The organism is Streptomyces sp. NPDC058335, assembly GCF_042723915.1.
Taxonomy (GTDB): Bacteria; Actinomycetota; Actinomycetes; order Streptomycetales; family Streptomycetaceae; genus Streptomyces.
Window position 1 is genome coordinate 67,704 of record NZ_JBHXHX010000004.1, and the last position, 25,479, is coordinate 93,182.

General features: G+C 71.6%; 25 protein-coding genes. 15 read left to right on the forward strand and 10 right to left on the reverse strand.

Going from position 1 to position 25,479, the window contains the following annotated elements:
- The first annotated feature begins 35 nt into the window (after nucleotides 1-35).
- From cobM to cobC, 6 genes are read left to right on the forward strand one after another with little or no spacing between them, the layout of a single operon-like run.
- On the forward strand, nucleotides 36-854 hold the full coding sequence (gene cobM / locus ACFWJX_RS08320) for a precorrin-4 C(11)-methyltransferase (RefSeq protein ID WP_383238666.1): 819 nt from the start codon (nucleotides 36-38) through the stop codon (nucleotides 852-854).
- Nucleotides 851-2,101: a precorrin-6y C5,15-methyltransferase (decarboxylating) subunit CbiE gene (cbiE, locus tag ACFWJX_RS08325; protein ID WP_383238668.1), complete on the forward strand. Its 1,251-nt coding sequence runs from the start codon at nucleotides 851-853 to the stop codon at nucleotides 2,099-2,101. The genes cobM and cbiE overlap by 4 nt, the downstream gene beginning before the upstream one ends.
- Nucleotides 2,098-3,780 carry a precorrin-3B C(17)-methyltransferase gene (gene cobJ / locus ACFWJX_RS08330; RefSeq protein ID WP_383238671.1) on the forward strand — a complete coding sequence of 561 codons (1,683 nt, stop codon included), beginning with the start codon at nucleotides 2,098-2,100 and terminating at the stop codon, nucleotides 3,778-3,780. Before cbiE ends, cobJ begins: the two co-directional genes overlap by 4 nt.
- Entirely contained in the window at nucleotides 3,777-4,367 is a 591-nt protein-coding gene (locus ACFWJX_RS08335; RefSeq protein ID WP_383238674.1) for a precorrin-8X methylmutase, read from the forward strand. The genes cobJ and ACFWJX_RS08335 overlap by 4 nt, the downstream gene beginning before the upstream one ends.
- Nucleotides 4,364-5,296, forward strand: a complete 933-nt coding sequence (locus tag ACFWJX_RS08340) for a sirohydrochlorin chelatase (protein WP_383238677.1) — start codon at nucleotides 4,364-4,366, stop codon at nucleotides 5,294-5,296. Before ACFWJX_RS08335 ends, ACFWJX_RS08340 begins: the two co-directional genes overlap by 4 nt.
- Nucleotides 5,274-6,341 carry an Rv2231c family pyridoxal phosphate-dependent protein CobC gene (gene cobC / locus ACFWJX_RS08345; RefSeq protein WP_383238680.1) on the forward strand — a complete coding sequence of 356 codons (1,068 nt, stop codon included), beginning with the start codon at nucleotides 5,274-5,276 and terminating at the stop codon, nucleotides 6,339-6,341. The genes ACFWJX_RS08340 and cobC overlap by 23 nt, the downstream gene beginning before the upstream one ends.
- A 97-nt stretch (nucleotides 6,342-6,438) precedes the next feature.
- Here the strand turns inward: cobC and ACFWJX_RS08350 are convergent, their stop codons facing one another.
- The 5 genes from ACFWJX_RS08350 to ACFWJX_RS08370 form a co-directional block, all read right to left on the reverse strand.
- On the reverse strand, nucleotides 6,439-7,341 hold the full coding sequence (locus ACFWJX_RS08350) for an SCO1860 family LAETG-anchored protein (protein WP_383238683.1): 903 nt from the start codon (nucleotides 7,339-7,341) through the stop codon (nucleotides 6,439-6,441).
- Between the two features lie 122 nt (nucleotides 7,342-7,463).
- The gene (locus tag ACFWJX_RS08355) at nucleotides 7,464-8,561 is read right to left on the reverse strand and encodes an amidohydrolase family protein (RefSeq protein ID WP_383238686.1); all 1,098 of its coding nucleotides are present in this window, start codon (nucleotides 8,559-8,561) and stop codon (nucleotides 7,464-7,466) included.
- Between the two features lie 14 nt (nucleotides 8,562-8,575).
- Nucleotides 8,576-9,367 carry an amino acid ABC transporter ATP-binding protein gene (locus tag ACFWJX_RS08360; protein WP_383238690.1) on the reverse strand — a complete coding sequence of 264 codons (792 nt, stop codon included), beginning with the start codon at nucleotides 9,365-9,367 and terminating at the stop codon, nucleotides 8,576-8,578.
- Entirely contained in the window at nucleotides 9,364-10,200 is an 837-nt protein-coding gene (locus ACFWJX_RS08365) for an amino acid ABC transporter permease (RefSeq protein WP_383238693.1), read from the reverse strand. The genes ACFWJX_RS08360 and ACFWJX_RS08365 overlap by 4 nt, the downstream gene beginning before the upstream one ends.
- Nucleotides 10,197-11,048: a transporter substrate-binding domain-containing protein gene (locus tag ACFWJX_RS08370; protein WP_383238696.1), complete on the reverse strand. Its 852-nt coding sequence runs from the start codon at nucleotides 11,046-11,048 to the stop codon at nucleotides 10,197-10,199. Before ACFWJX_RS08370 ends, ACFWJX_RS08365 begins: the two co-directional genes overlap by 4 nt.
- Nucleotides 11,049-11,222: 174 nt before the next feature.
- Between ACFWJX_RS08370 and ACFWJX_RS08375 the strand changes: the two genes are divergently transcribed.
- The 6 genes from ACFWJX_RS08375 to thpD all read left to right on the forward strand — a co-directional run bounded on the left by ACFWJX_RS08375 (nucleotide 11,223) and on the right by thpD (nucleotide 16,441).
- Nucleotides 11,223-12,323, forward strand: a complete 1,101-nt coding sequence (locus tag ACFWJX_RS08375; RefSeq protein WP_383239677.1) for a pyridoxal-phosphate-dependent aminotransferase family protein — start codon at nucleotides 11,223-11,225, stop codon at nucleotides 12,321-12,323.
- An 89-nt stretch (nucleotides 12,324-12,412) separates the two neighbouring features.
- Nucleotides 12,413-12,925: a DinB family protein gene (locus tag ACFWJX_RS08380; RefSeq protein WP_383238699.1), complete on the forward strand. Its 513-nt coding sequence runs from the start codon at nucleotides 12,413-12,415 to the stop codon at nucleotides 12,923-12,925.
- A 284-nt stretch (nucleotides 12,926-13,209) separates the two neighbouring features.
- Nucleotides 13,210-13,719 (forward strand): diaminobutyrate acetyltransferase, encoded by a 510-nt coding sequence (ectA, locus tag ACFWJX_RS08385; RefSeq protein ID WP_383238701.1) that lies wholly within the window; start codon nucleotides 13,210-13,212, stop codon nucleotides 13,717-13,719.
- A 76-nt stretch (nucleotides 13,720-13,795) separates the two neighbouring features.
- A complete protein-coding gene (gene ectB / locus ACFWJX_RS08390) occupies nucleotides 13,796-15,085 on the forward strand; it encodes a diaminobutyrate--2-oxoglutarate transaminase (protein WP_383238704.1) in 1,290 nt (429 codons plus the stop codon).
- 41 nt (nucleotides 15,086-15,126) lie between these two features.
- Nucleotides 15,127-15,531 (forward strand): ectoine synthase, encoded by a 405-nt coding sequence (locus tag ACFWJX_RS08395; RefSeq protein WP_150470364.1) that lies wholly within the window; start codon nucleotides 15,127-15,129, stop codon nucleotides 15,529-15,531.
- 7 nt (nucleotides 15,532-15,538) lie between these two features.
- A complete protein-coding gene (gene thpD, locus ACFWJX_RS08400) occupies nucleotides 15,539-16,441 on the forward strand; it encodes an ectoine hydroxylase (RefSeq protein ID WP_383238708.1) in 903 nt (300 codons plus the stop codon).
- A 180-nt stretch (nucleotides 16,442-16,621) separates the two neighbouring features.
- On the opposite strand, the gene ACFWJX_RS08405 is transcribed toward thpD, so the two are convergent.
- The 4 genes from ACFWJX_RS08405 to ACFWJX_RS08420 all read right to left on the reverse strand — a co-directional run bounded on the left by ACFWJX_RS08405 (nucleotide 16,622) and on the right by ACFWJX_RS08420 (nucleotide 20,883).
- Nucleotides 16,622-17,674 (reverse strand): aminotransferase class V-fold PLP-dependent enzyme, encoded by a 1,053-nt coding sequence (locus tag ACFWJX_RS08405; RefSeq protein WP_383238711.1) that lies wholly within the window; start codon nucleotides 17,672-17,674, stop codon nucleotides 16,622-16,624.
- Between the two features lie 112 nt (nucleotides 17,675-17,786).
- Nucleotides 17,787-18,512: a DsbA family oxidoreductase gene (locus tag ACFWJX_RS08410; RefSeq protein WP_383238714.1), complete on the reverse strand. Its 726-nt coding sequence runs from the start codon at nucleotides 18,510-18,512 to the stop codon at nucleotides 17,787-17,789.
- 192 nt (nucleotides 18,513-18,704) lie between these two features.
- On the reverse strand, nucleotides 18,705-19,313 hold the full coding sequence (locus ACFWJX_RS08415; protein ID WP_383238716.1) for a DUF1349 domain-containing protein: 609 nt from the start codon (nucleotides 19,311-19,313) through the stop codon (nucleotides 18,705-18,707).
- A gap of 40 nt (nucleotides 19,314-19,353) precedes the next feature.
- On the reverse strand, nucleotides 19,354-20,883 hold the full coding sequence (locus tag ACFWJX_RS08420; RefSeq protein ID WP_383238719.1) for an aldehyde dehydrogenase (NADP(+)): 1,530 nt from the start codon (nucleotides 20,881-20,883) through the stop codon (nucleotides 19,354-19,356).
- Between the two features lie 144 nt (nucleotides 20,884-21,027).
- Between ACFWJX_RS08420 and ACFWJX_RS08425 the strand changes: the two genes are divergently transcribed.
- From ACFWJX_RS08425 to ACFWJX_RS08435, 3 genes are all read left to right on the forward strand, one after another.
- A complete protein-coding gene (locus ACFWJX_RS08425) occupies nucleotides 21,028-21,801 on the forward strand; it encodes an IclR family transcriptional regulator (RefSeq protein ID WP_033283195.1) in 774 nt (257 codons plus the stop codon).
- 3 nt (nucleotides 21,802-21,804) lie between these two features.
- Nucleotides 21,805-22,287 carry a GNAT family N-acetyltransferase gene (locus ACFWJX_RS08430; RefSeq protein ID WP_383238722.1) on the forward strand — a complete coding sequence of 161 codons (483 nt, stop codon included), beginning with the start codon at nucleotides 21,805-21,807 and terminating at the stop codon, nucleotides 22,285-22,287.
- A gap of 125 nt (nucleotides 22,288-22,412) precedes the next feature.
- Entirely contained in the window at nucleotides 22,413-23,861 is a 1,449-nt protein-coding gene (locus ACFWJX_RS08435) for a peptidoglycan D,D-transpeptidase FtsI family protein (protein ID WP_383239680.1), read from the forward strand.
- A gap of 63 nt (nucleotides 23,862-23,924) precedes the next feature.
- Here ACFWJX_RS08435 and ACFWJX_RS08440 read toward each other — a convergent pair whose 3' ends face one another.
- Complete coding sequence (locus tag ACFWJX_RS08440; protein WP_383238724.1) at nucleotides 23,925-25,376, reverse strand: NCS2 family permease; 1,452 nt, start codon at nucleotides 25,374-25,376, stop codon at nucleotides 23,925-23,927.
- Nucleotides 25,377-25,479: the final 103 nt, after the last annotated feature.

Consider the following 25,479-nt stretch of genomic DNA (forward strand, 5'->3'; position numbering starts at 1 on the left):
CTGTTTCCCACCCCGTGATGAGAGGACCCGAACCCATGGCCGACGCCCCCACCGGCAAGGTGACCTTCGTCGGCGCCGGTCCCGGCGCCGCCGACCTGCTGACGTTCCGTGCCGCGCGCGCCATCGCCGATGCCGACGTCGTGATCTGGGCCGCGAGCCTGGTCCAGGCGGAGGTTCTCGAGCACGCGCGCGAGGACGCGGAGATCCTCGACTCGGCGACCATGTCCCTGGAGGACGTCGTCGCCGTCTACGAGCGGGCCCACCGGGACGGCATCAAGGTGGCCAGGATCCACTCCGGCGACCCCGCCCTCTGGGGCGGTACGCAGGAGCAGGTGGACCGCTGCGACGAGATCGGCATCGACACCGAGATCGTGCCCGGGGTGTCCTCGTTCTCCGCCGTCGCCGCGCTCGCCCGGCGCGAGCTGACGATCCCGGAGGTCGCGCAGTCCGTGATCCTCACCCGGCTGGGCGGCGGCAAGACGCCGATGCCGCCCGGCGAGGAGGTGCGGGAGTTCGCCAAGCACGGCACGACGATGGCCGTCTTCCTGTCGGCCGCGCGCAGCGGGCAGTTGGTGCGGGAGCTGCTGGAGGGCGGCTACCCGACCGCGACGCCCGTCGTCATCGCCTATCAGGCGACCTGGCCGGAGGAGCTGGTCGTGCGGTGCACGATCGGCACGCTGGAGGAGACGGTCAAGGAGCACAAGCTGTGGAAGCACACGCTGTTCCTGGTCGGCCCGGCGCTCGCCGCGCAGGGCACCCGCTCGCACCTGTACCACCCCGGTCACTTCCACGGCTACCGCAAGCCCGACCCCGAGGCCCGCAGGGCCCTGCGCGAGCGGGGTGCCAGTACGTGAGCCGTCCGATCACGGTCGTCGGCACGGGCACCGGGTCGCCCGTTCCCGCGGAGGCGACGGCGAGGGCGGACCTCGTCGTCGGCGGGCGGCGGCATCTGGACGCCGCTGCCCTGCCGGAGGGCGTCGAGCGGATCGTGCTCGGGCCGCTGGCGCCCGCGCTCGACGCGATCGAGCAGTACGTCGCCGACGGGCGGCGGGTGGTGGTGCTGGCGTCGGGTGACCCCGGGTTCTTCGGGATCGTGCGGGCGCTCGCGGAGCGGTTCGGCGCGGACCGGCTGGACGTCGTGCCGGGGGTGTCCTCCGTCGCCGCCGCCTTCGCTCGGCTGGGGCTGACCTGGGAGGACGCCGTTGTCGTCAGTGCGCACGGGCGGGACCCGCGGACGGCCGTGCAGGTGTGCCGGGCGTATCCGAAGGTGGCCGTGCTGACCGGGCCCGGCGCCGGTCCCGCCGAGCTGGGCGCCGCGCTGGCCCGGACCGCTCCCGGCCGGGTGCTCGTCGTCGCGTCCGCGCTGGGCGACCCGGTGCGCGAACGCGTGGAGCGGGTCACGCCCGCCGAGGCGGCGGGCCGCGACTGGGGGCCGGCGGTGAGTGTCGTGCTGTGCCTGGACGAGGCGCGGGCGCACGGCCCGGTGCGGACGCTCGCGGGGCCGGTGCGCCGGCCCGCCGGATGGGCGCTGGACGAGGCCGACTTCGCCCACCGCGACTCGATGATCACCAAGTTCGAGGTGCGGGCGCTGGCCCTGGCCCGGCTCGGGCCGCGCCCCGGCGACCTGGTCTGGGACGTGGGCTCCGGTTCGGGTTCGGTGGCCGTGGAGTGCGCGCGGCTGGGCGCCGCCGTCAGCGCCGTGGAGAAGGCCGCGGACGGTGTCGGCCGGATCCGCGCCAACGCTGCGGCGCACGAGGTCGACGTCCACGTGGTGCACGGCAGCGCACCGGACGTACTCGGCGAACTCGACGACCCCGACGCGGTGTTCGTCGGCGGCGGCGGGCGGGAGCTGCCCGGCATCGTCGGCGCGTGCGCGCGCCGGGCCCGGCGGACCGTGGTCGTCGCGATGGCCGCGCTGGACCGGGTGCCGGCGGCGCGGGCCGCGCTGACCGACGCCGGGTTCGACGTGGACGGCGTACTGCTCCAGTCGTCGCGGCTGGCGCCGCTGCCGGGGGACGTGACCCGGCTGGCGGCGACCAACCCCGTTTTTCTGCTGTGGGGGTCCAGAACCCCCGTCCCTGATGAAGGAGTTGCTCTGTGATCGGCCTCATTTCCGCGACCGTGGCGGGGGCGGCGGCGCGCGACCGGCTGGCCGCGGCGTGGCCGGACCGCACGCGCGTGTACGACGGTCCCGTCGGGGACGCCGTCCGGCGGGCGTTCGCGGAGTGCGAGCAGCTCGTGTGCTTCCTGGCGACGGGCGCCGTCGTACGGCTCGTCGCTCCCCTGCTGTCCGACAAGGCGTCCGACCCGGGTGTGGTGTGCGTCGACGAGGCGGGCCGGTTCGCGGTCCCGTTGGTCGGCGGGCACGCGGGCGGTGCCAACGAACTCGCCCGCGAGGTGGGCGAGTTGCTGGGTGCGCTGCCCGTGGTGACGACGGCGACGGACGCCGTCGGCATCCCCGGTCTGGACACCTTCGGGCTGCCGGTGGAGGGCGATGTCGCGGGTGTGACGCGGGCCCTGCTGGACGGTGAGCCGGTCGCGCTCGACGCGGAGGTGGCGTGGCCGCTGCCGCCGGTGCCGTTCGCCGACCGGGGCGCCCACACCGTGCGCATCACGGACCGGGCCGTGGAGCCGGCCGACCGCGAGGTGCTGCTGCGTCCGCCGTCCCTCGTCGTCGGCGTCGGCGCGTCCAGGGGGGCGCCGGTCGAGGAGGTCCTCGACCTGATCGAGGGCGCGCTGCGGGACGCGGGACTGTCGCCTCGTAGCGTCGCCGAACTGGCCACCGTCGAGGCCAAGGCGGACGAACCCGGCATCGTGCGGGCCGCCGCGCGGCTCGGCGTGCCCGTGGTGACGTACTCCGCCGAGGAGTTGGCCACCGTCGAGGTGCCGAACCCGTCCGCCGCGCCGCTCGCCGCCGTCGGCACGCCCTCGGTCGCCGAGGCCGCCGCCCTGGTCGGCGGCGGCGAACTCCTCGTGCCCAAGCGCAAGTCGGCCGGCGTCCCCGCGACGGCGACCTGCGCGGTCGTACGGCGGCCCGGACGCGGCCGGCTCGCGGTGGTCGGGCTCGGGCCCGGCGCCCGCGACCTGCTCACCCCGCGTGCGAAGGCCGAGCTGCGGCGCGCCTCGGTGCTCGTCGGACTCGACCAGTACGTCGACCAGATCCGTGACCTGCTGCGGCCCGGCACCCGGGTCCTGGAGTCAGGGCTCGGCGCGGAGGAGGAGCGGGCGCGCACGGCCGTCGCCGAGGCCCGCCGCGGACACGCCGTCGCACTGATCGGCAGTGGGGACGCCGGTGTGTACGCGATGGCCTCGCCCGCGCTCGCCGAGGCGTCCGACGACATCGACGTGGTCGGCGTGCCCGGTGTCACCGCCGCGCTGGCCGCGGCCGCGATCCTGGGCGCGCCACTGGGCCACGACCACGTGTCGATCAGCCTGTCCGACCTGCACACGCCGTGGGAGGTCATCGAGCGGCGGGTGCGGGCGGCCGCCGAGGCGGATCTCGTCGTGACGTTCTACAACCCGCGCAGCCGGGGCCGGGACTGGCAGCTGCCGAAGGCGCTGGCGATCCTCGCCGGACACCGGGAGCCGACGACGCCGGTGGGTGTCGTACGCAACGCCTCCCGGCCGGACGGGACCGCGCGGGTGACGACGCTCGCGCTGCTCGACCCGGCGACGGTGGACATGATGACGGTCGTGACGGTGGGCAACACCGCGACCCGGGACATCGCCGGCCGCATGGTGACTCCGCGCGGCTACCGCTGGCAGGAGGAGCCGAAGTGAACCGTGTGGTCCACCCGATCGAGCAGGAGTCCTTCCGGCGGCTGCGCGCCCGTCTGGACACCTCGCACCTCCCGCCGCTGACCCGGGCGGTGGTGGAGCGGGTCATCCACTCCGCCGCCGACCTGGAGTACGCGAGCGACCTCGTCATGGACGAGGACACGCTGGAGAAGGCGCACGCCGCGCTGCACGCCGGGGCGCCGGTCGTCGTGGACGTGGAGATGGTCGCCGCCGGCATCACCCGTCGGGAGACCGTCTGCCGGCTCAAGGACGCCAAGGCCGGTCCCGGGCTGACCCGTTCCGCGCACGCGGTCCAGCTGGCGTACGAGCAGGTGGGGCCCGGCGCCCTCTGGGTGATCGGCTGCGCGCCGACCGCCCTGGAGGAGCTGCTCACCCTCGACGCCTCCCCCGCGCTCGTCATCGGCCTGCCCGTCGGTTTCGTCGGCGCGGCCGAGTCCAAGGCCGCGTTGCGCGAGAGCGGCCTGCCCGCCGTGAGCAACGTGTCCGAGAAGGGCGGCTCGGCGGTCGCCGCCGCCGCGCTCAACGCCCTGCTGTACACCCCCCTTTCGCACTCCGAGGAGAAACAGTGACCACCCCGCCGCCCGCCCTGCTCATCGCCGGCCATGGAACCCGGGACGATGCCGGAGCCGAGGCGTTCCGCGACTTCGTCCGGGAGCTGGGCCGCCGCCACCCCGAACTGCCCGTCGCGGGCGGCTTCATCGAACTGTCCCCGCCGCCGCTGGGCGAGGCGGTGACGGAACTGGTGGAGCGCGGCGTACGGCGGTTCGCGGCCGTACCGCTGATGCTGGTGTCCGCCGGGCACGCCAAGGGCGACATCCCGGCGGCGCTGGCCCGCGAGAAGGAGCGGCACCCGGGCATCTCCTACACGTACGGCCGTCCGCTGGGCCCGCACCCGGCGCTGCTCAACGTGCTGGAGCGGCGGCTGGAGGAGGCGCTGGGCACGGCGGGGCGTACGCCCGAGGATCTGGCCGACGTGACCGTGCTGCTGGTGGGTCGCGGGTCGACGGACCCGGACGCCAACGCCGAGGTGCACAAGGCGGCCCGGCTGCTGTGGGAGGGGCGCGGGTACGCCGGTGTCGAGACGGCGTTCGTGTCGCTCGCGGCGCCGGACGTGCCGAGCGGACTCGACCGGTGCGTGAAGCTCGGCGCGCGGCGGATCGTCGTTCTCCCCTACTTCCTGTTCACCGGGATCCTGCCGGACCGGGTACGGCACCAGACCGAGGGCTGGGCGGCCGCTCACCCGGAGGTCGAGGTGCGGTCGGCGGACGTCATCGGGCCCGAGCCGGAGCTGCTGGACCTGGTGATGGAACGGTACGCGGAGGCCGTCGAGGGCGATCTGCGGATGAACTGCGACTCGTGCGTGTACCGCATCGCGCTGCCCGGCTTCGAGGACAAGGTGGGGCTGCCGCAGCAGCCGCACTTCCACCCCGACGACGAGGGGCACGACCACGGCCACGGCCACCATCACGGAGGGCATGCGCATTCCCATGCACACTGACGGGCACGACCTGCGCCACCACGGTGACGCGGAGGTACGTGACGACGGCTCGGCGCTGGTCGACCTCGCCGTCAACGTCCGCGCGGACACGCCCCCCGCGTGGCTGCGCGAGCGCATCGCCGCGTCCCTGACCGGCCTCGCCGCCTATCCCGACGGGCGGGCCGCACGGGCGGCCGTCGCGGCGCGGCACGGGCTGCCGGTCGAACGGGTGCTGCTGACGGCGGGCGCGGCGGAGGCGTTCGTGCTGCTCGCCCGTGCCCTGAAGGTCCGTCGACCGGTCGTGGTGCACCCGCAGTTCACCGAGCCGGAGGCGGCCCTGCGGGACGCCGGGCACAGTGTCGGCCGGGTGCTGCTGCGGGAGGAGGACGGCTTCCGGCTCGACCCGGCGGCCGTCCCCGAGGACGCCGACCTCGTGGTGATCGGCAACCCGACCAACCCGACGTCGGTGCTGCACCCCGCCGCCACGATCGCCGGGCTCGCCCGGCACGGGCGGACGCTGGTCGTCGACGAGGCGTTCATGGACGCGGTGCCGGGTGAGCGGGAGGCGCTGGCCGGGCGGACGGATGTGCCCGGTCTGGTGGTTCTGCGCAGCCTGACCAAGACGTGGGGGCTGGCGGGGCTGCGGATCGGGTACGTCCTCGCCGCGCCGGACATCATCCGCGAGCTGGAGCGGGCTCAGCCGCTGTGGCCGGTGTCCACGCCCGCGTTGGCGGCGGCGGAGGCGTGCGTGTCGCCTCCGGCGCTGGCCGAGGCGGCGCGTGCGGCGCACCGCGTGGCCGCCGATCGGGGGTATCTCCTGGCCGGGCTCGCGGAGTTCGCGGGGTGTGGGGTGCGGGTGGCCGGTCCCGCGGAGGGGCCGTTCGTGTTGGTGCGGGTGGATCGGGCGGGGGCGGTGCGGCGGGAGCTGCGTGCCCTCGGGTACGCGGTGCGGCGTGGGGACACGTTTCCCGGGCTCGGGGAGGAGTGGCTGCGGGTCGCTGTGCGGGACCGGGGGACGGTGGACGGGTTCCTGCGGGCGGTGGGGGTGGTGGTGGGGGCGGGGTGACGCCGGGGTGTTCTCGCCCCGCCCCTCACTTTCATCCCACCGAGTCGGGTGGTGGGTGGGCACAGCTCGGGGGTCCGGGGGCGGAGCCCCCAGGGCCTCAGCCCCGGCGTCGTGTCAGGGCCACCGCTCCCGCACCCGCCGCCAGCAGGGCAACCGCGCCGCCCGCGACGTACGGCGTCATCGAGCTGCCCCCCGTCTCCGCGAGGCCGGCCTCCGCGGGGGCGCCCTGTGCCTTGACGTCCCCGACGGGCCCGGCACTCGGCGGGGCCTCCTCGCTCCGCGCCACCGGCGTCTCGCAGGTCGCCTCGGCGAGGGTCACCGTGCCCGTGACCTCGGCGACGTTGAGGTTCAGCGGGTTGACGGAGACCGTCAGTCGGAGCGCGGTCGCGGCGGCCGTACGGGACGTCGTCCCGCGTTGCGCGAGATCCAGCCGGACCTCTCCGACTCCCGGCACCTTCACATCGGTGGGGCCGCCGGCCGAGACGGACACCCGCTTGCCGAGGACGGTGACCGCGCCGACCGGGTCGGACGTGGCGACCGGCGCCTTCCCGGCCTCGCAGACGGCCTTGGAGGAGACGGCCTCGATCTCGACGAGGGAGAGGAGGGGCAGGCCGGGCACGTGCAGCTTGGCGTGGGCGAGCCGGGTGGAGGCCTCTGCCCTGCCCTCCTCGAGGGTGGCCTTCGCCTCGGCCACGTCCGCGCGCAGGACGCTGAAGGGGCGGCCGCCGTCGACGCCGTCGAGTTCGGCGGTCAGCGCGGTCTTCTCGGCGCTCCGCGGCGCCCGGACCTCGTTGAGGGAGACGGCGAGGGGCACGTCGACGGTCTTGTCGAGCAGGGCCACGTCGAGGCCGGTGCGCAGCACGACGGCGGTCGCGCTCCCCTCGTTCGTCGCGTGCGCGGAGGGCGCACCGGCCAGCGCCGCGGGACCGGCGGCGAGGGCGGTGGCGGCCAGCACGGTGGCGCAACGGCGTGCGGGCATGCGGAAGTTGTAGCCGTTCAAGGTGTGGGACCCCCAGAGAGAATGCTTGGGACCTCGAAAGGATGTCGCACCGCCGCCCGTTCGACAGGGCCCTCACGCGACTTCACCCCAACGTGGCACACCCGCACACGCCTTCGACGTTTTCAGCCCACGATCCGCCCGTTCAGTACCAGTCGGGACGGCGCCGCCAGTACCCGTACGTCCGCCCGGGGGTCCTGTTCGTAGACCACCAGGTCGGCCGGGGCGCCCTCGTCGAGGGCGGGGCGGCCGAGCCAGGTGCGGGCCGACCAGGTGGTCGCCGCCAGGGCCCGCACCGGGGGGATGCCGGCCTTCACCAGTTCCGCGACCTCCGCGGCGACCAGGCCGTGGGGCAGGGTGCCGCCCGCGTCGGTGCCGACGAAGACGGGGATGCCGGCGTCGTAGGCGTTGCGGACGGTGTCGTAGCGGCGGGCGTGGAGGCGGCGCATGTGGGCCGACCAGGCCGGGTACTTGGTCTCGCCGCCGGCCGCGAGCTGCGGGAAGGTCGCGATGTTCACCAGGGTCGGGACGATCGCGACGCCGCGGGAGGCGAACAGGGGGATCAGGTCGTCGGTGAGGCCCGTGGCGTGTTCGATGCAGTCGATGCCCGACTCGACCAGGTCGCGGAGGGAGGACTCGGCGAAGCAGTGGGCCGTCACCCGGGCGCCCAGGCGGTGGGCCTCGGTGATCGCCGCCGCCACGGCGTCCCGTGGCCAGCAGGCCGTCAGGTCGCCCGCGTCACGGTCGATCCAGTCGCCGACCAGTTTCACCCAGCCGTCGCCGCGCCGGGCCTCGCGGGCGACGTGGGCGACGAGGTCGTCCGGCTCGATCTCGTGGGCGTAGCCGCGGATGTAGCGGCGGGTGCGGGCGATGTGCCGGCCCGCCCGGATGATCTTCGGGAGGTCCTCGCGGTCGTCGACCCAGCGGGTGTCGGAGGGCGAGCCGGCGTCGCGGATCAGCAGGGTCCCGGCGTCGCGGTCGGTGAGCGCCTGCTTCTCGGCGGCGTCGGCGTCGACCGGCCCGTGGGCGCCGAGACCGACATGGCAGTGGGCGTCGACCAGGCCGGGCAGCGCCCAGCCCGTCACCGTGCGGATGTCACGGGTGCCGGCGGGACGGTCGTAGGAGACCCGCCCGTCGATCACCCACAGTTCGTCGCGGACCTGGTCCTCGTCCGGTCCGGCGAGGACCCTGCCCTTCACGTGCAGCACCGTGTCGTCGCTCATGCACGGCACCTTAGTCAGGTGCCGCCGCCGACCTGGTCCGAGGTCTCCTCCTCCACCTCGGCCATCGCCGGGTCGAGGAGGCGGGAGAGGAAGTGGCGGGTGCGTTCGTGGCGGGGGGCACCGATGACCTGCGCGGGGGTGCCGTCCTCGACGATCAGCCCGCCGTCCATGAAGACGACCCGGTCGGCGACCTCGCGGGCGAAGGTCATCTCGTGGGTGACGACCATCATGGTCATGCCCTCGTTCGCGAGCATGCGCATGACCGCGAGGACGTCGCCGACCAGTTCGGGGTCGAGGGCCGACGTGGGCTCGTCGAAGAGCATCGCCTGGGGGCCCATGGCCAGCGCGCGGGCGATCGCCACGCGCTGCTGCTGGCCGCCGGAGAGGGAGGAGGGGTAGGCGGTCGCCTTCTCCGACAGGCCGACCCGCTCCAGGTTCTCGGCGGCGACGCGGGCCGCCTCCGCCTTGCCGCGCCCGAGCACCCGGCGCTGCGGCAGCGTCAGGTTCTCGGTCACGGTCAGATGCGGGAAGAGGTTGAACTGCTGGAAGACCATGCCGATACGGCGCCGGGCGGCGTCGATGTCGACGTCCGGGTCGGTCAGTTCGATGCCGCCGACGATCACCTGCCCCTCGGTGGGCTCCTCCAGGAGGTTCACGCAGCGCAGCAGGGTCGACTTGCCGGAGCCGGACGGGCCGATGACGCAGACGACCTCGCCCTGGCCGATCTCCAGGTCGATGCCGCGCAGCACCTCGTTGTCTCCGAACGACTTGTGCAGTCCTCGGACTTCGATCTCAGGTCGGCTCATTTCACGGCCTCCTGGGCCTTCGCCTCCATACGGCGCACGACGAAGCCGAGCGGGATCGTCACCAGCAGGTAGCAGAGGCCGGCGACGAGGATGGGTGTGGAGTTGGCGGTCGTACTGGCCAGGTCGCGGCCGTACTTGGACAGTTCGCGCTCCTCCAGGGTGACGCCGAGGAACAGCACCAGCGAGGAGTCCTTGAACAGGAGCACCAGTTCGTTGGTGAGCGGCGGGAGGATGATGCGGAAGGCCTGCGGGATGATGATCGAGATCATGGCGCGGGCGGGCGAGAAGCCCAGTGAACGGGCCGCCTCCATCTGCCCCTTGGGCACCGCCTGGATGCCCGCGCGGATCGTCTCGGCCATGTACGCCGCCGCGACCAGGCCGAGGGCCAGGGCCACCTTGCCGTACGTGCCGCCGATGATCTCCGTGCCCGGGAAGGCCAGCGGCACGGCGACGCCGATGAAGATGAAGATCAGCAGGGCGGGCAGGCCGCGGAAGATCTCGATGTAGATGCCGGCGAGCCAGCGGTAGGGGCCCACGGACGACAGCCGCATCAGCGCGATGACCATGCCGAGGGCCAGTCCGACGGCGAAGCCGGACAGGGTGTACAGCACGGTGTTCTTCAGCGCCAGCGTGATGACTTCGGGGAACATCTGCTCGGCGATGTCCGCCTGCGCGAACTGGTTCTGCAGCCGGTCCCAGTCCGCCGAGGCCGCGAACGCGATCAGGGCGGCGACGAAGACGACGTACTGGACGCCGCGCGACAGCCTTCGCTTCTGACTCCTCGTCAGCCCCTTTCGGCGGAGCGGGACTTCCTGCTTCGTGGCGTCCCTCATGAGGCGGACGGGGAGGCCGCGGTCGCGTCGTACGGGCCGATCCACTGCTCGTAGAGCTTCTTGTACGTGCCGTCGGCCCTGGCGTCGGCGATCGCCTTGTTGATGGCCGCCACCAGCTTGGTGTTGCCCTTCTTCACCGTGAAGCCGTACTGCTCACCGGTGTTGAGGTTGTCGACGATCTCGAAGGCGTCCGCGTTGGCCTTGTCCTTCAGCCAGCCCTGGACGACCGGGTAGTCGATGACGACGGCCTTGACCTGGCCGGTGCGCAGGCCGTTGAGGACGGCGTCGGAGGACTCGAAGGAGACCGGGTCGAAGCCCTGCTTCACCACGTAGTCCTCGCCGGTGGTCTGCGCCTGCGCGCCGAGCTTCACGTTCTCGGACTTGATCTCGGCGAGGGAGTCCACCCCGGCGTCCTTGTTCACCAGGACGGCCTGCGTGGCGTCGAAGTAGGGGTCGGAGAAGTCGACGTTCTTCTTCCGCTCCTCGGTGATGGTCATGCCGGCCGCGGCCAGGTCGCACTCGCCGGAGTTGAGGAAGGCACCGGTCTTGAAGTTCTCGAACGGCGTGTCCAGGATCTCCTGCTTCACGTCCAGGTCCTCGGCGACCAGGTCGATCAGGGAGACGTCGAAGCCCTGCACCTTGCCGTCGATCTCCGACTGGAACGGCGGGTAGGGCAGGTGGGTGCAGGTGGTGAGCTGCCCCGCCTTGACCAGCTCCACACCGCCCGCGGCGGTCTTGGAGCCGCTGCCGCCGTCGTCGCTGGAGGTACAGGCGGTCACGAGCATGAGCCCGGCCGCAGCGGTGGTGGCGGCCAGGACACGGGTGCGACGCCCGAGGAGCGTGTTCACGGCGGGCCTTCCTGTGGGAGAACTGTAGGTTCCGATTATAAGGAGAAGTTTGAGGCTCTCAAATCAAACCGTTGGCAGTTGGGTCCGCCGGCCTAAGAAGTCGCCGGTCGGGGTGGTAGGGGTCACTCCGGTTACTCTCGTCACCCTTACCCCGTGAGTGAAGAGAGCACCGCCGTGACCCACCCCTTCCTGGATCTCGCTCCGTTGAACGCCGCCCGGTTCGCCTCGATCGAGGACCGGGTGGCACGGCTGCTGGACACCCGGCAGGACGTCGTGATCATGCAGGGCGAGGCGCTGCTGCCGCTGGAGAGCGCGATCCGCGGGACGGCCGGGCCGGGCACGACCGCGCTGAACGTGATCACCGGTCCCTACGGGCAGACCTTCGGCGACTGGCTGCGGGACTGCGGCGCCACGGTGATCGACCTCGCGGTGCCCTTCCACACGGCGGTCAGCGCCGAGCAGATCCGCGCGGCCTTCGCCGAGCACCCGGAGATCGGCTTCGTGTCGCTGGTGCACGCCGAGGCGGCCACCGGCAACACCAACCCGGTCGCGGAGATCGGCGAGGTGGTGAAGGAGCACGGCGCGCTGTTCTACCTGGACGCCGTGGCCTCCGTGGGCGCCGAGCCGGTGCTGCCGGACGCATGGGGCGTGGATCTGTGCGTGATCGGCGCGCAGAAGGCGATGGGCGGCCCGGCAGGCGTGTCGGCGGTGTCGGTGAGCGAGCGGGCGTGGGCCCGGATGGCGGCGAACCCCAAGGCGCCGCGCCGCTCCTACCTGTCGCTGCTGGACTGGAAGGAGCGGTGGGTCGACGGCGGCCGCAAGGCGCTGCTGCACGCTCCGGCGCAGCTGGAGATGCTGGCGCTGGAAGCGTGCGTGGAGCGCATCGAGGCGGAGGGCCTGGAGACCGTGATGGCCCGGCACGCGTCCGCCGCCGCCGCGACCCGCGCGGGTGCGGTGGCGCTGAGGGCCGGGCTGGAGCCGTACGTGCACGAGGCGCGGGAGGCCGCGCCCGTCGCCACGACGCTGAGGGCGCCGACGGGTGTCGTCGCCTCGGAGCTGGTGGCGCGGGCACTGGCGAGCGACCCGGCGCTGCCGCTGGCCGCGGGCGGGGGCGCGCTGGCCAAGGAGATGATCCGGGTCAACCACTACGGGGCGGACGCGACACCGGGCGCGGTCCGCAGCAGCGTGACGGCACTGGGCGCGGCGCTCGTGGAGAGGGGCCTGGACGTGGACCTGACGGGCGCGCTGCGGGCGGCGGAGCAGGCCTGGCGGTGAGGAGGGGCGTCGGGGCGGTGTGATCCGGGGCGGGGCGACCGGGTCGCGCACGTGACCGGGCTGTCAGTGCTGCCTGCCATGCTCGCCGCATGACCACTCTCCCCGACGGCCGTGCCGTCCCCCTGATGACCGGTGACGAGCGGGCCATGCTCGACAGTTGGCTCGACTTCCATCGCGCGACCCTGAAGCTGAAGTGCGCGGGCCTGGACGACACCCAGGTCCGGCAGGCCTCGGCCGAGCCCTCCCCCCTCACCCTGCTCGGCCTGGTCCAGCATCTCGCCGAGGTGGAACGGAACTGGTTCCAGCGGGTGTTCGCGGGACTCGACGTACCGCCCGTGTTCGAGGAGCCCACCGGGTACGTCCTCAGCCCCGAGCGGGGGCTCGGGGAGGCGCTGACGGTGTGGCAGCGGGAGATCGCGCGGGGGCGCGAGCTGACCGCGGGGCGCTCACTGGACGACACCGGGCGGATCGCCGACGGGCCGGTCGCCGGGACGCAGGTCAGTCTGCGCTGGGTGCTGATCCACCTCGTCGAGGAGTACGCGCGGCACAACGGTCACGCGGACATTCTGCGGGAGCGTATCGACGGGGTTACCGGAGCCTGAATTCAAGGTAATTCCGCAGACCCTTTCTCCACATTTCCCTCTCGCTCTTTCCCCACCCTTTCTCGGGATAGCTTTCCCGAGTTCTTCTGCCCGGATCCCCCGGGCCTAAACACAGGGATTTTTCGAGCGCATTACGGACGCGTGACGCATTGCACAGGGGTGATAGTTCGCCCCATTTTGCGCGGTGCAAAACGGGATGAAGCACCCCCTGGCCACGAGGGCATCACCAAACCATCGCCACCTCTCCATGCATTTTTGAATTTCTCTCGGTAAGTTCAATCCGCATGACTGCCACACAAGCAGACCTGCGTATCGACCGCCCCTCGGTGGCGGACGGGGCCGCTCTCTGGCGAATCGCCAAGGAATCCGGGACGCTCGATCTGAACTCCTCCTACAGCTATCTGCTGTGGTGCCGGGACTTCGCCGGCACCTCGGCGGTGGCGCGCGCCGAGGGCGGCGAACCGGTCGGGTTCGTCACCGGGTACGTCCGTCCGGAGGCGCCGGAGACGCTGCTCGTCTGGCAGGTCGCGGTCGACGGCGCCTACCGCGGCCGCGGCCTGGCCGCCGCGCTGCTCGACGGGCTGACCGCGCGGGTCGCCGACGAGCGCCCGCTCACCACCGTCGAGACCACGATTACGCCGGGCAACGCCGCCTCGGAGCGGCTGTTCACCTCCTACGCCGCCCGGCACGGTGCGCAGGTCACGCGCGAGGTCCTGTTCGACACGGGACTGTTCCCGGACGGCCCGCACGACCCCGAGGTCCTTTACCGCATCGGCCCGTTGACCTCCCTCTGAGCCACCCCCGGGCACCCGGGATCCCCATCGCCGACCTCCGCACGACTCCCCCACCGCAACGAGGAGCGTTTTCGCCGTGACCATCACCCAGCCCGACCTCAGCGTGTTCGAGACCCTCGAGTCCGAGGTGCGCAGCTACTGCCGCGGCTGGCCCGTCGTCTTCGACCGGGCACAGGGCAGCCGGATGCACGACGAGGACGGACACCAGTACCTCGACTTCTTCGCCGGTGCCGGGTCGCTCAACTACGGCCACAACAACCCGGTACTGAAACGGGCGCTGATCGACTACCTGATGCGTGACGGCGTCACCCACGGGCTCGACATGTCCACCGTCGCCAAGCGGACCTTCCTCCAGACCTTCCAGGACCTGGTGCTGCGGCCGCGTGACCTGCCGTACAAGGTCATGTTCCCGGGCCCGACCGGCACCAACGCCGTGGAGTCCGCGCTGAAGCTGGCGCGGAAGGTGAAGGGGCGCGAGGCGATCGTGTCGTTCACCAACGCCTTCCACGGGATGTCGCTCGGCTCGCTCGCCGTCACCGGAAACGCCTTCAAGCGGGCCGGGGCGGGCATCCCGCTGGTGCACGGCACGCCGATGCCGTTCGACAACTACTTCGACGGCCAGGTCCCGGACTTCCTGTGGTTCGAGCGGCTCCTGGAGGACCAGGGCTCCGGGCTCAACAAGCCGGCCGCCGTGATCGTCGAGACCGTGCAGGGCGAGGGCGGCATCAACGTGGCGCGGCCCGAGTGGCTGCGGGCGCTGGCCGAGCTGTGCGAGCGGCAGGACATGCTGCTGATCGTCGACGACATCCAGATGGGGTGCGGGCGCACCGGTGCCTTCTTCTCGTTCGAGGAGGCGGGCATCACCCCGGACATCGTCACCGTGTCCAAGTCCATCAGCGGCTACGGCCTGCCCATGTCCCTGTGCCTGTTCAAGCCCGAGCTGGACGTGTGGGAGCCGGGCGAGCACAACGGCACCTTCCGCGGCAACAACCCGGCGTTCGTCACGGCCACCGCCGCGCTCGAGACGTACTGGGCCGACGGGTCGGCGATGGAGAAGCAGACCCGCAAGCGCGGTGAGCAGATCGAGCAGCAGCTGATCTCGATCACCGAGGAGAACCTCGCCGACATCAAGGAGTACCGCGGCCGCGGCCTGGTGTGGGGTCTGGAGTTCCACGACAAGGAGCGGGCCGGGCGGGTGGCGCACCGCGCCTTCGAACTCGGGCTGCTGATCGAGACGTCCGGCCCCGTGAGCGAGGTCGTCAAGCTGCTGCCGGCGCTCACCGTGACGCCCGAGGAACTGGACGAGGGCATGAGCATCCTCGCCCGCGCCGTACGGGAGACCGTCGCCGTACCCGAAACCGCCTGAACCCCCAGGCGCACCACCTATCGAGGAGGGATCGCAACACCGTGATCGTCCGTTCGTTCAAGGACATCGAAGGCACCGACCGGCATGTGAGGTCGGCGTCCGGCACCTGGGAGAGCAAGCGCATCGTCCTGGCCAAGGAGAGGGTCGGTTTCTCCCTGCACGAGACGATCCTGTACGCGGGCACGGAGACGTCGATGTGGTACGCGAACCACGTCGAGGCCGTCGTCTGCGTGGAGGGCGAGGCCGAACTCACCGACCACGAGACCGGGCTGGCGCACACCATCACGCCCGGGACCATGTACCTCCTCGACGGGCACGAGCGGCACACGCTCCGCGTCAAGGAGGACTTCCGCTGCATCTGCGTGTTCAACCCGCCCGTCACGGGACGGGAGGACCACGACGAGAACGGCGTCTATCCCCTGCTCACCGAGCCCGAGGAGGTGTGACATCCCCATGACCACTGTCACCGGCACCCACGTCACCGATCTCTATCCCAGCCGCGGCGCCACCGAGGTGACCGTCCCCCGCCAGGACCCGGTCGTCTGGGGCGCCCCGGACGCGCCCGGCCCGTTCGAGCCACTCGACCTCCAGTCGTTCGAGCGGGACGGCTTCGCCGCCGTCGACCAGCTCCTCACAGATGACGAAGTAGCCGTTTACAAGCGGGAGTTGGACCGTCTGGTGGACGACCCGGCGATCCGGGCCGACGACCGTTCCATCGTCGAGCCGAGGACCAAGGAGATCCGGTCCGTCTTCGAGGTGCACCGGATCAGCGAGGTCTTCGCCCGGCTGGTGCGCGACGAGCGGGTCGTCGGGCGGGCCCGGCAGCTCCTCGGCTCGGACGTGTACGTCCACCAGTCGCGGATCAACGTCAAGCCCGGTTTCGGCGCCTCCGGCTTCTACTGGCACTCCGACTTCGAGACCTGGCACGCCGAGGACGGTCTGCCCCGGATGCGCACGGTGTCCGTCTCGATCGCGCTCACCGAGAACCACGACACCAACGGCGGCCTGATGATCATGCCGGGTTCGCACAAGACGTTCCTGGGCTGTGCCGGGGCGACGCCGAAGGACAACTACAAGCAGTCGCTCCAGATGCAGGACGCGGGTACGCCCTCCGACGAGGCGCTGACCGACATGGCGTCCGCGTACGGCATCAAGCTGTTCACCGGCCGGGCCGGATCGGCGACCTGGTTCGACTGCAACTGCATGCACGGGTCCGGCGACAACATCACACCGTTCCCGCGCAGCAACGTCTTCATCGTGTTCAACAGCGTGGAGAACGCGGCGGTCGAGCCGTTCGCGGCACCCGTGCGGCGACCCGAGTTCATCGGGGCGAGGGACTTCACGCCGGTGCGCTGAACCCGGCCGGGGCCCCGAGGGTCGCCCCCCGGAAGACACAGCATCGGCGCGAGGGACCTCACGCCGGTGCGCTGAACCCGGCCGGGGCCCCGAGGGTCGCCCCCCCCGGCCGACACAGCATCGGGGCGAGGAACCTCACGCCGGTGCGCTGAGCAGTCCCGTCCAGCGCACTCGGTGTGCTCAGCCCGACAGCACGTCCAGCAGCCGGTCCACGTCCGCCGTCGTGTTGAACAGGTGGAAGGCCGCACGCAGGTTGCCCGCGCGGTTGGAGACCTCGATCCCGGCGCGGCTCAACTCCGGCTGCCGGACTCCGAGTCCGGGCACCGAGACGATCGCCGAGCCCGGTGCGGGCACGGGCTCGTGGCCGAGTGCCACGAGCCCGGCCCGGAACCGGTCGGCGAGGGCCAGGTCGTGGGCCTGTACGGCGGCGACCCCGAGTTCCTCGATGAGATCGAGGGAGCGGCGCAGCCCGGCGTAGGTGAACAGGGCGTGACTCAGATCGAACCGCCGTGCCGAGTGGGCGAGTTCGGCGACGGGTCCGTAGCAACTGTCCCACGGCACCTCGGCGGCGACCCATCCCGCCAGCACCGGCGTGAGCCCCCCGAAATCCTCCGGGACGACGAGGAAGGCGGCCCCGTGCGGGCCGAGCAGCCACTTGAACGAGACGGAGACGGAGTAGTCGTACGCGTCGGCGTCCATCGGCAGCCAACCGGCCGACTGGGAGAAGTCGACGTAGGTGCGCGCTCCATGGGTGCGGGCCGCCTCGCGCAGGGCGGACAGGTCCGCGATCCGGCCGTCGGCGGACTGGGCGGCGCTGACCGCCACGAGCGCGGTGCCTGGGCGGACGGCCTCGGCGATCCGCTCCAGCGGAACCGCGCGGACCTTGAGGTCGCCGCGGACGTGGAACGGGTTCAGCACGGACGTGAAGTCGTCCTCGGCGGTGAGGACCTCGGCGCCCGCCGGCAGCGAGGCGGCGATGACGCCGGTGTGCGCGGCGACCGAGGCACCGGCCGCGACCCGGGTGACCGGGACGCCGGCCAGCCGGGCGTACGCCGCCCGGCTGGCCTCCACGTCCTCGTACAACGAGGTCAGCGGCCTGCCCTCGGCCCGCAGCAGCGCCGCCTCGTGCAGGGCGGTGACGGTACGGGCGGGGAGCAGGCCGTTGCTCGCGGTGTTCAGGTAGGTGTTCTTCGGGGCGAACTCGGCGCGGACGAGGGTCTCGAAGGTCTCCATGGCTCCACTCTGCGGCCCACGGAAGTCGAAGTCCATTGCGAATTCTTACGCGGTTTCCCTAAGGAACGCTTATGGATCCGCCGTCACCTGCATGTTTCGGCACCGCGGCGTCTCAGTGCTGCGGTACGTGCGGTACCGCGCAACCGTCGGGGCCGCACGCCTCGGCGTCGCCCTGGTCGACGAGCTTGAGCGGAGAGCGCTCGCCCCAGGCCTGGGTGAGGGCCTGGGCGAAGACCTCGGCGGGCTGGGCGCCGGAGACGCCGTACGTGCGGTCGAGGACGAAGAAGGGCACGCCGTTCGCGCCGAGCTGGGCGGCCTCGGCCTCGTCGGCGCGGACCTCGTCGGCGTAGGCGGCCGGGTCGGCGAGGACCGTGCGGGCGGCGTCGGCGTCCAGGCCGGCCTCGACGGCCAGCTCCACGAGCCGGTCGTCGCCCTCGCCGAACAGGGACCGCTCCTCGGCGAAGTTGGCCCGGTAGAGGAGCTGGATCAGCTCGTCCTGGCGGCCGTGCTCCTTGGCGAAGTGCAGCAGGCGGTGCATGTCGAAGGTGTTGCCGTGGTCGCGGTCGCGGGTGCGGTAGTCGAGACCCTCGGCGGCGGCCTGGGCGCCGAGGTTGTCCTCGCCGGCCTGGGCCTGGGCCTCGCTCATGCCGTACTTCTTGGTCAGCATGGCCAGCACGGGCTGGACGTCGCCCTTGGCGCGGCCGGGGTCCAGCTCGAAGGAGCGGTGCACGACCTCGACCTGGTCACGGTGCGGGAAGGCGTCGAGCGCCTTCTCGAAGCGGGCCTTGCCCACGTAGCACCACGGGCAGGCGATGTCGCTCCAGATCTCGACGCGCATGTCTCGGCTCTCTCCAGGTCCACGGGTACGGAGACTCCCTCCGCCGAGTATGTGAACGTTCAAACGGTCGGCCTCATTCCCCGCTCACCGAAGAAACGCAGGAGGAGGTGGTGATCGCCGCTCGGGGTGCGGATCGCCGCCCACCGGTCGGTGGACGTGCCGCCCACCGGTCCGGTTCCGGAGCGGCCCCGGTCAGCTGCCGTTGCGGAGGTCGTCCGGCCAGCTCGGGCGGAACTCCAGGTGGTCGTACGTGACGACGCACCCCTCGCCCATCGGCGCCTGCGCCATGAAGCCGACGAGGGCCGCGCCCGTCTCCTTCTCGTCGCCCAGCGTGAACAGCCGGACGAAGATCCAGTGCTTGCCGTCGCGGGAGGCGTGGAAGGCGAAGGCCCGGCCGGTGCGGCTGACTCGCAGCCAGACCGAACTTCCGTCCACGGTGAAGGAGTTGGCGTCGTCGGAGTGGCCGCGGGTGACCACCGTGCAGACAGTGGGCACGTCCGGGGAGTACTCCAGGCAGAGCTTGGCCCAGGCCCGTTCGCCGACATGGACGTACAACACCCCGGCGTCGAAGCCGCCGTTGAAGCCGACGGTCACCCGGGCGATGAACTGGAAGTCGCCCTCGGGCGCCCCCAGCAGCCGGGGTGCGTCGGCGGCCGGGTCGAGCGCCTCCGCGGTGGGCGGGACGAACCGGTCCTGGCGGGGACCGGCCCATCCGGTGAGGACCCCGTCCTCGTAGCTCCAGTGCCCGTCGGGCCCGTAGGTGCGCAACGGGAAGGGGAGTTCTGCGAGTTCGAGGTCCATGCTCAGAGTTTCCCAGATTCTCTCTGTCGCCCGGTGCCGGTCAGCGCTCGAGGTGGTTGTTGAAGCGCCGGGGCACGCCGAGGGGGTTGTCGTCGCGCAGCTCGGGCGGCAGCAGGGCCTCGGGGGTGTTCTGGTAGGCGACCGGGCGCAGCCAGCGCTCGATGGCCGTACCGCCCACCGAGGTGGAGGTGGAGGTGGTCGCCGGGTAGGGGCCGCCATGGTGCTGCGCGGGGGCCACGGCGACGCCGGTCGGCCAGCCGTTCACCAGCACGCGGCCCGCGAGCGGGGTGAGTTCCGCGAGGATCTCGGCGCCGCGGCCCTCGCCGGCGGCCTCCTGCGTCGACAGGTGCACGGTGGCGGTGAGGTTGCCGGGGAGCCGCGAGAGGACGGACCGCGCCTGGTCGTCGTCGTCGTAGCGCGCCACCACGGTCACCGGGCCGAAGCACTCCTCCAGGAGCAGGTCGTACGCCCCCTCGTCGGTGAGCTTCCCGGCCGGAACCGTCAGGAAGCCCGCGCTCACGGTGTGCTCGCCGCCCGCTCCGGGCGTGACCGGCGTCTCGACCTCGGGCAGCTGCGCCCGCTCGGCGACACCGGCGAGGAAGTTGTCGCGCATGCGGTGGTCGAGCAGGACGCCCGCGTCGGTGTCGCTGACCGCGTCGGTCAGCGACTTGACGAGGCCGTCACCGGCCGCGCCGGACGGCACGAGGACCAGGCCCGGCTTCACGCAGAACTGTCCGACGCCCAGCGTCATCGAGCCGGCCAGGCCGGTCCCGATGGCGTCCGCGCGCTCGGCGGCGGCTGCCTCGGTCACGACGACCGGGTTGAGCGAGCCCAGCTCGCCGTGGAAGGGGATCGGTACGGGCCGTGCGGCCGCCGCGTCGAACAGCGCGCGACCGCCCCGGATGGACCCGGTGAAGCCGGCGGCGGCGATCAGCGGGTGCTTGATCAGCTCGACGCCCGCCTCGAAGCCGTGCACCAGACCGAGCACGTCCTCGGGGATGCCGTGCTCGGCGGCGGCCCGGCGGACCACCTTGGCGACCAGCTCGGACAGGCCCGGATGGTCGGGGTGGGACTTGACGACGACCGGGTTGCCCGCGGCCAGCGCGCTCGCGGTGTCGCCGCCGGCGACGGAGAACGCGAAGGGGAAGTTGGACGCCGAGTAGACGGCGACGACGCCCAGCGGCACCTTGTAGCGGCGCAGGTCGGGCACCGGCGGGGTCGCCGTGTCGTCGGGGTGGTTGATGACGACGTCGAGGAAGGCACCCTCCTCGACGATGTCGGCGAAGGCGCGCAGCTGGTAGCAGGTGCGGGCGAGTTCGCCGGTCAGCCGGACCGGGCCGAGCGCGGTCTCGGCGTCGGCCACCTCGACGAGCTGGTCCCTGGCCGCTTCCAGCCGGTCCGCGGCGGTGCGCAGGAAGGCCGTGCGGACGGTGCGGTCGGCGAGCGCCGCCCGTGTACCGTGCGCGGCGCGGACGACGGAGTCCACTTCCTGGGCCGTGGCCTCGACCGCAACCTGTTCACGCTGCTTCCCGGTTCGGGGGTCGACACTCCAGACTGGTGCTGCTGCCACCGCGGGTCCCTCCACGTTCGTCGCCGCATCGCAATGCCGCTGTACTTACCTCACCACCAGGGACGTTCGATATACTGAACGCTGTCTCTGATGATGAATATGCTGTTGGAGACTATTTCCCGTCGAACGAAGGGGTCAAGGGCGATGTCGGCTGGCGAGACGGGGGGCGGGGCGCAGGTCAAGTCCGCGGTGCGGACGGTTGAACTGCTCGAGTACTTCGCCGGCCGCCCCGGTATGCACTCCCTCGCGTCGGTCCAGGAGGCCGTCGGTTATCCCAAGTCCAGCCTCTACATGCTGCTGCGCACGCTGGTGGAGCTGGGCTGGGTGGAGACGGACGCGACGGGCACGCGGTACGGCATCGGCGTACGGGCGCTGCTGGTCGGCACCTCCTACATCGACGGCGACGAGGTGGTCGCGGCCGCCCGTCCCACACTGGACCGGCTGTCGGACGACACCACCGAGACCATCCACCTGGCGCGGCTGGACGGCACCAACGTGGTGTACCTAGCCACCCGCCAGTCGCAGCACTATCTGCGCCCCTTCACCCGGGTCGGCCGCCGGCTGCCGGCCCACTCCACCTCCCTCGGCAAGGCGCTGCTGAGCACGTACAGCGACGAGCAGGTCCGCAAGATGCTCCCGGAGACGCTGCCCGCGCTGACCGAGCACACCATCACCGACCGCGAGAAGCTCATCGAGGAGCTGCACCAGGTCCGTGAGCAGGGCTTCGCCGTGGACCGCGAGGAGAACACGCTGGGGCTGCGCTGCTTCGGCGTCGCGATCCCCTACCGCACCCCCGCGCGGGACGCGATCAGCTGCTCGGTGCCGGTGGCCCGGCTGACGCCCGCGCACGAGCAGATGGTGAAGGACGCGTTGTTCGACGCGCGTGACCGGCTGACCCTGGCGACCCGTAGGCTCTGAGGCATGCAGATCGCCCTGCGCCCGGTCCATGACAGCGATCTGCCGGTGTTCTACCGGCAGATGAACGATCCCGAGTCCCTGCGGATGGCCGCGTTCACCCCGAAGGACCCGGCCGACCGGGACGCCTTCGACGCCCACTGGCGACGGATTCGCGCCTCCACCGACGTGGTGCGCGCGATCCTGGCCGACGGTGACGTGGTGGGCAGCGCGGCGGTCTACGGCGAACCGGGCGAGCGCGAGGTCACGTACTGGGTCGACCGCGCCTACTGGGGCCGCGGCATCGCCACGGCCGCGCTGGGAGTCCTCCTCGCGGAGGTCTCCGAACGCCCGCTCCACGCGCGCGCGGCGGAGGACAACGCAGGTTCCCGGCGGGTCCTGGAGAAGTGCGGATTCCGGCTGAGCGCGCGGGCCACCGGGTACGCCCACGCGCGCGGTGCGGAGATCGACGAGGTCGTCCTGGTCCTGGAGGACGCTCCCGGGCCGTGATCGTGGCGCACGAGCGCACGAGCGCACGAGGACCGTGGCGCACGAGGCGGACTTCATGAACGCTCGATGAGAAATCCGGGCGGATGGGAACGATTGCGTTCATCCCGTTCGTCTGTCTGATCGCGATGAACAAGACGATCAGGCGCGCCTCGGTGTTCGCGCTGCTGCTGGTGTTCTCCCTGCTGGTCCGGGCGACCTGGGTGCAGTTCTACGAAGGCCGGGCGCTGGCGGACGACAAGGACAACCGGCGCAACGCGATCGAGACGTACGCGGAGCCGCTCGGGAACATCATCGTGGCCGGAAAGGCGGTCACCGGCTCAGCGGCCACGCCGGACAGCGACCTGAAGTACAGACGCACGTACACGGACGGCGAGTTGTACGCCGCGGTCACGGGCTATGCCTCGCAGGCCTACGCCCCGACGCAGCTGGAGGGCATCTACGCCGACCTGCTCAACGGCACGGACACCCGGCTGAAGACCGTGGTGGACACGGTCACGGGCGAGCGGGCCGACCCGGGCAACGTGATCACCACGATCGACCCGGACGTGCAGAAGGCCGCGTACGACGCGCTCGGCGACAAGAAGGGCGCCGCCGTCGCGATCGACCCGGCGACGGGCAGGATCCTCGCGGTGGTGTCGACGCCGTCGTACGACCCGTCCTCGCTCACCGACGCCAACACCGCGGGCACGGCCTGGAAGAAGCTCACCGCTGACGCCGACAAGCCGCTCACCAACCGGGCGCTGCGCCAGCCGCTGCCGCCGGGGTCGACGTTCAAGCTGGTCGTGGCGGCGGCCGCGCTGGAGGACGGGCTCTACTCGTCGGTGGACGAGAAGACGGACAGCACCGACCCGTACACCCTGCCCGGCACGACCACGGTGCTGAGCAACGAGAACCCTTCGGCGCCCTGCGAGGACGCCACGATCCGGGTCGCGCTCCAGTACTCCTGCAACAACGTCTTCGCGCACATGGCCGTCCAGCTCGGACAGGACAAGCTGCGGGCGACGGCCGAGAAGTTCGGCTTCGACGACGAGACGCAGGACGTGCCGGTGCGGGCCTACCCGAGCGTCTACCCCTCCGGCATGGACGAGTCGTCGACCGCCCTCACCGGCATCGGCCAGTTCGACGTGACCGCCACCCCCCTCCAGATGGCGATGGTGTCGGCCGCCCTGGCCAACGGCGGCAAGCTGGTGTCGCCGCACATGGTCTCCCAGGTCACCGACGGCGGCGGGAACGTCCTCACCGACTACGACGACGAGGCCTCGACCACGCAGGTCGTCAGCTCCGGCACCGCCCAGCAGTTGCAGTCGGCGATGCAGACGGTCGTCGAGGAGGGCACCGGCACCAACGCCCGTATCGACGGGGCGACCGTCGGCGGCAAGACGGGCACGGCCCAGCACGGCGAGAACAACAGCCAGACGCCGTACGCCTGGTTCACGTCGTACGCCAAGGCCGACGGCAAGGAGGTCGCCGTGGCAGTGGTCGTGGAACAGTCGAACGCGGCCCGCTCGGAGGTGAGCGGCAACGGCCTGGCGGCACCGGTGGCCAAGGCGATGATGCAAGCGGCGATCAGCTAGCGCGCCCGAGGCGCGAGGCACCGCGCGATCGGCACGGCACCGCGGCCGATCGCGCAGCGTCCCTCACTTGACGCCCAGCACCTGCTCGATCGGGTCGATCGCGAAGTACACGACGAACAGGGCCGAGGCCCCCCACATGAGCCAGTGCACGTCCTTCGCCCTGCCCAGCACCGTCTTGATCACGACGAACGCGAGGAACCCCGCGCCGATGCCGTTGGTGATCGAGTAGGTGAACGGCATGACGGCGATGGTCAGGAAGGCGGGGATGGCGATCTCGTACTTGTCCCAGTCGATGGACTTGACCTGGGTCATCATCAGGAAGCCGACGGCGACCAGCGCGGGCGCCGCCGCCTGGAGCGGGACGATGGTGAGCAGCGGGGTCAGGAACAGGGCGAGGGCGAACAAGCCGCCGGTGACCAGGTTGGAGAACCCGGTGCGCGAGCCCTCTCCGACGCCGGCCGCCGACTCGATGTAGGAGGTCGCGGAGGACGAGGAGGCCGCGCCGCCCGCGACCGCCGCCGCGCCGTCGATGAGCAGCACGCGGCCCAGGTTGGGCACCTTGCCCTCGTCGTCGAGGAGCTTCGCCTCGGCGCTGATGCCGACGACCGTGCCCATGGTGTCGAAGAAGTCGGACAGGATCAGCGTGAAGACGAGCAGGACGACCGTGATGACGGTGGTCTCGCCGAACGCGCCGAACAGGCTGAAGTGCCCGATCAGTCCGAAGTCGGGGGTGTCGACGAGCTTGTCGGGCCACGCGGGCGTGGTCAGGCCCCAGGACTTGATGTCGGCGATCGAGTCGATGACGATCGCGAGAAGCGTCATCGTCACGATGCTGATGAGGATGGCACCCTTGACCTTGCGGGCCAGCAGTCCGATGGTCAGCAGCACGCCGAGGCAGAAGACGAGGATCGGCCACCCGCCGAGGGTGCCGGTGGCGCCGAGCTGGACCGGGACGGTGGTGCCGGCGACATCGGGGATGCGGCTGACGAAGCCGGCGTCGACGAAGCCGATGAAGGCGATGAACAGGCCGATGCCGACGCTGATCGCCTGCTTCAGCGGCTGCGGGATGGCGTGCATGACGGCCTCGCGCAGGCCGGTCACCACCAGCACGCAGATCAGCAGGCCTTCGAGGACGATCAGGCCCATCGCGTCGTCCCAGCTCATCAGCGGGGCGATCTGGAAGGCGACGACGGCGTTGAGGCCGAGCCCGGCGGCGAGGGCGAGCGGGAGGTTGCCGCCGACGCCCATGATGATCGTCATGACGGCGGCCACCAGGGCGGTGGCGGTGGTGAGCTGGACGGCGTCGAGTTGGTGCCCGAACTTGTCCTTGGCGCTGCCCAGGATGATGGGATTCAGGACAAGGATGTAGGCCATCGTGAAGAACGTGGCGAAGCCGCCGCGTATCTCCCGGCCGAAGGTCGACCCCCGTTCGGAGATCTTGAAGAACCGGTCGACGCTGTTCACCGCCCGGGGCGGGGGACTCGGCCGATCGGCCACCTTCTGCGTTTCGGACATGACGGACACTCCTCGTGACCTGGTGATCAGTGTGCGGATGCTGGCTGGATTGTTCCCCCGTTGAACCCGGTTCAGGTTTTCACCGTGTTACGGAATCGGGGTT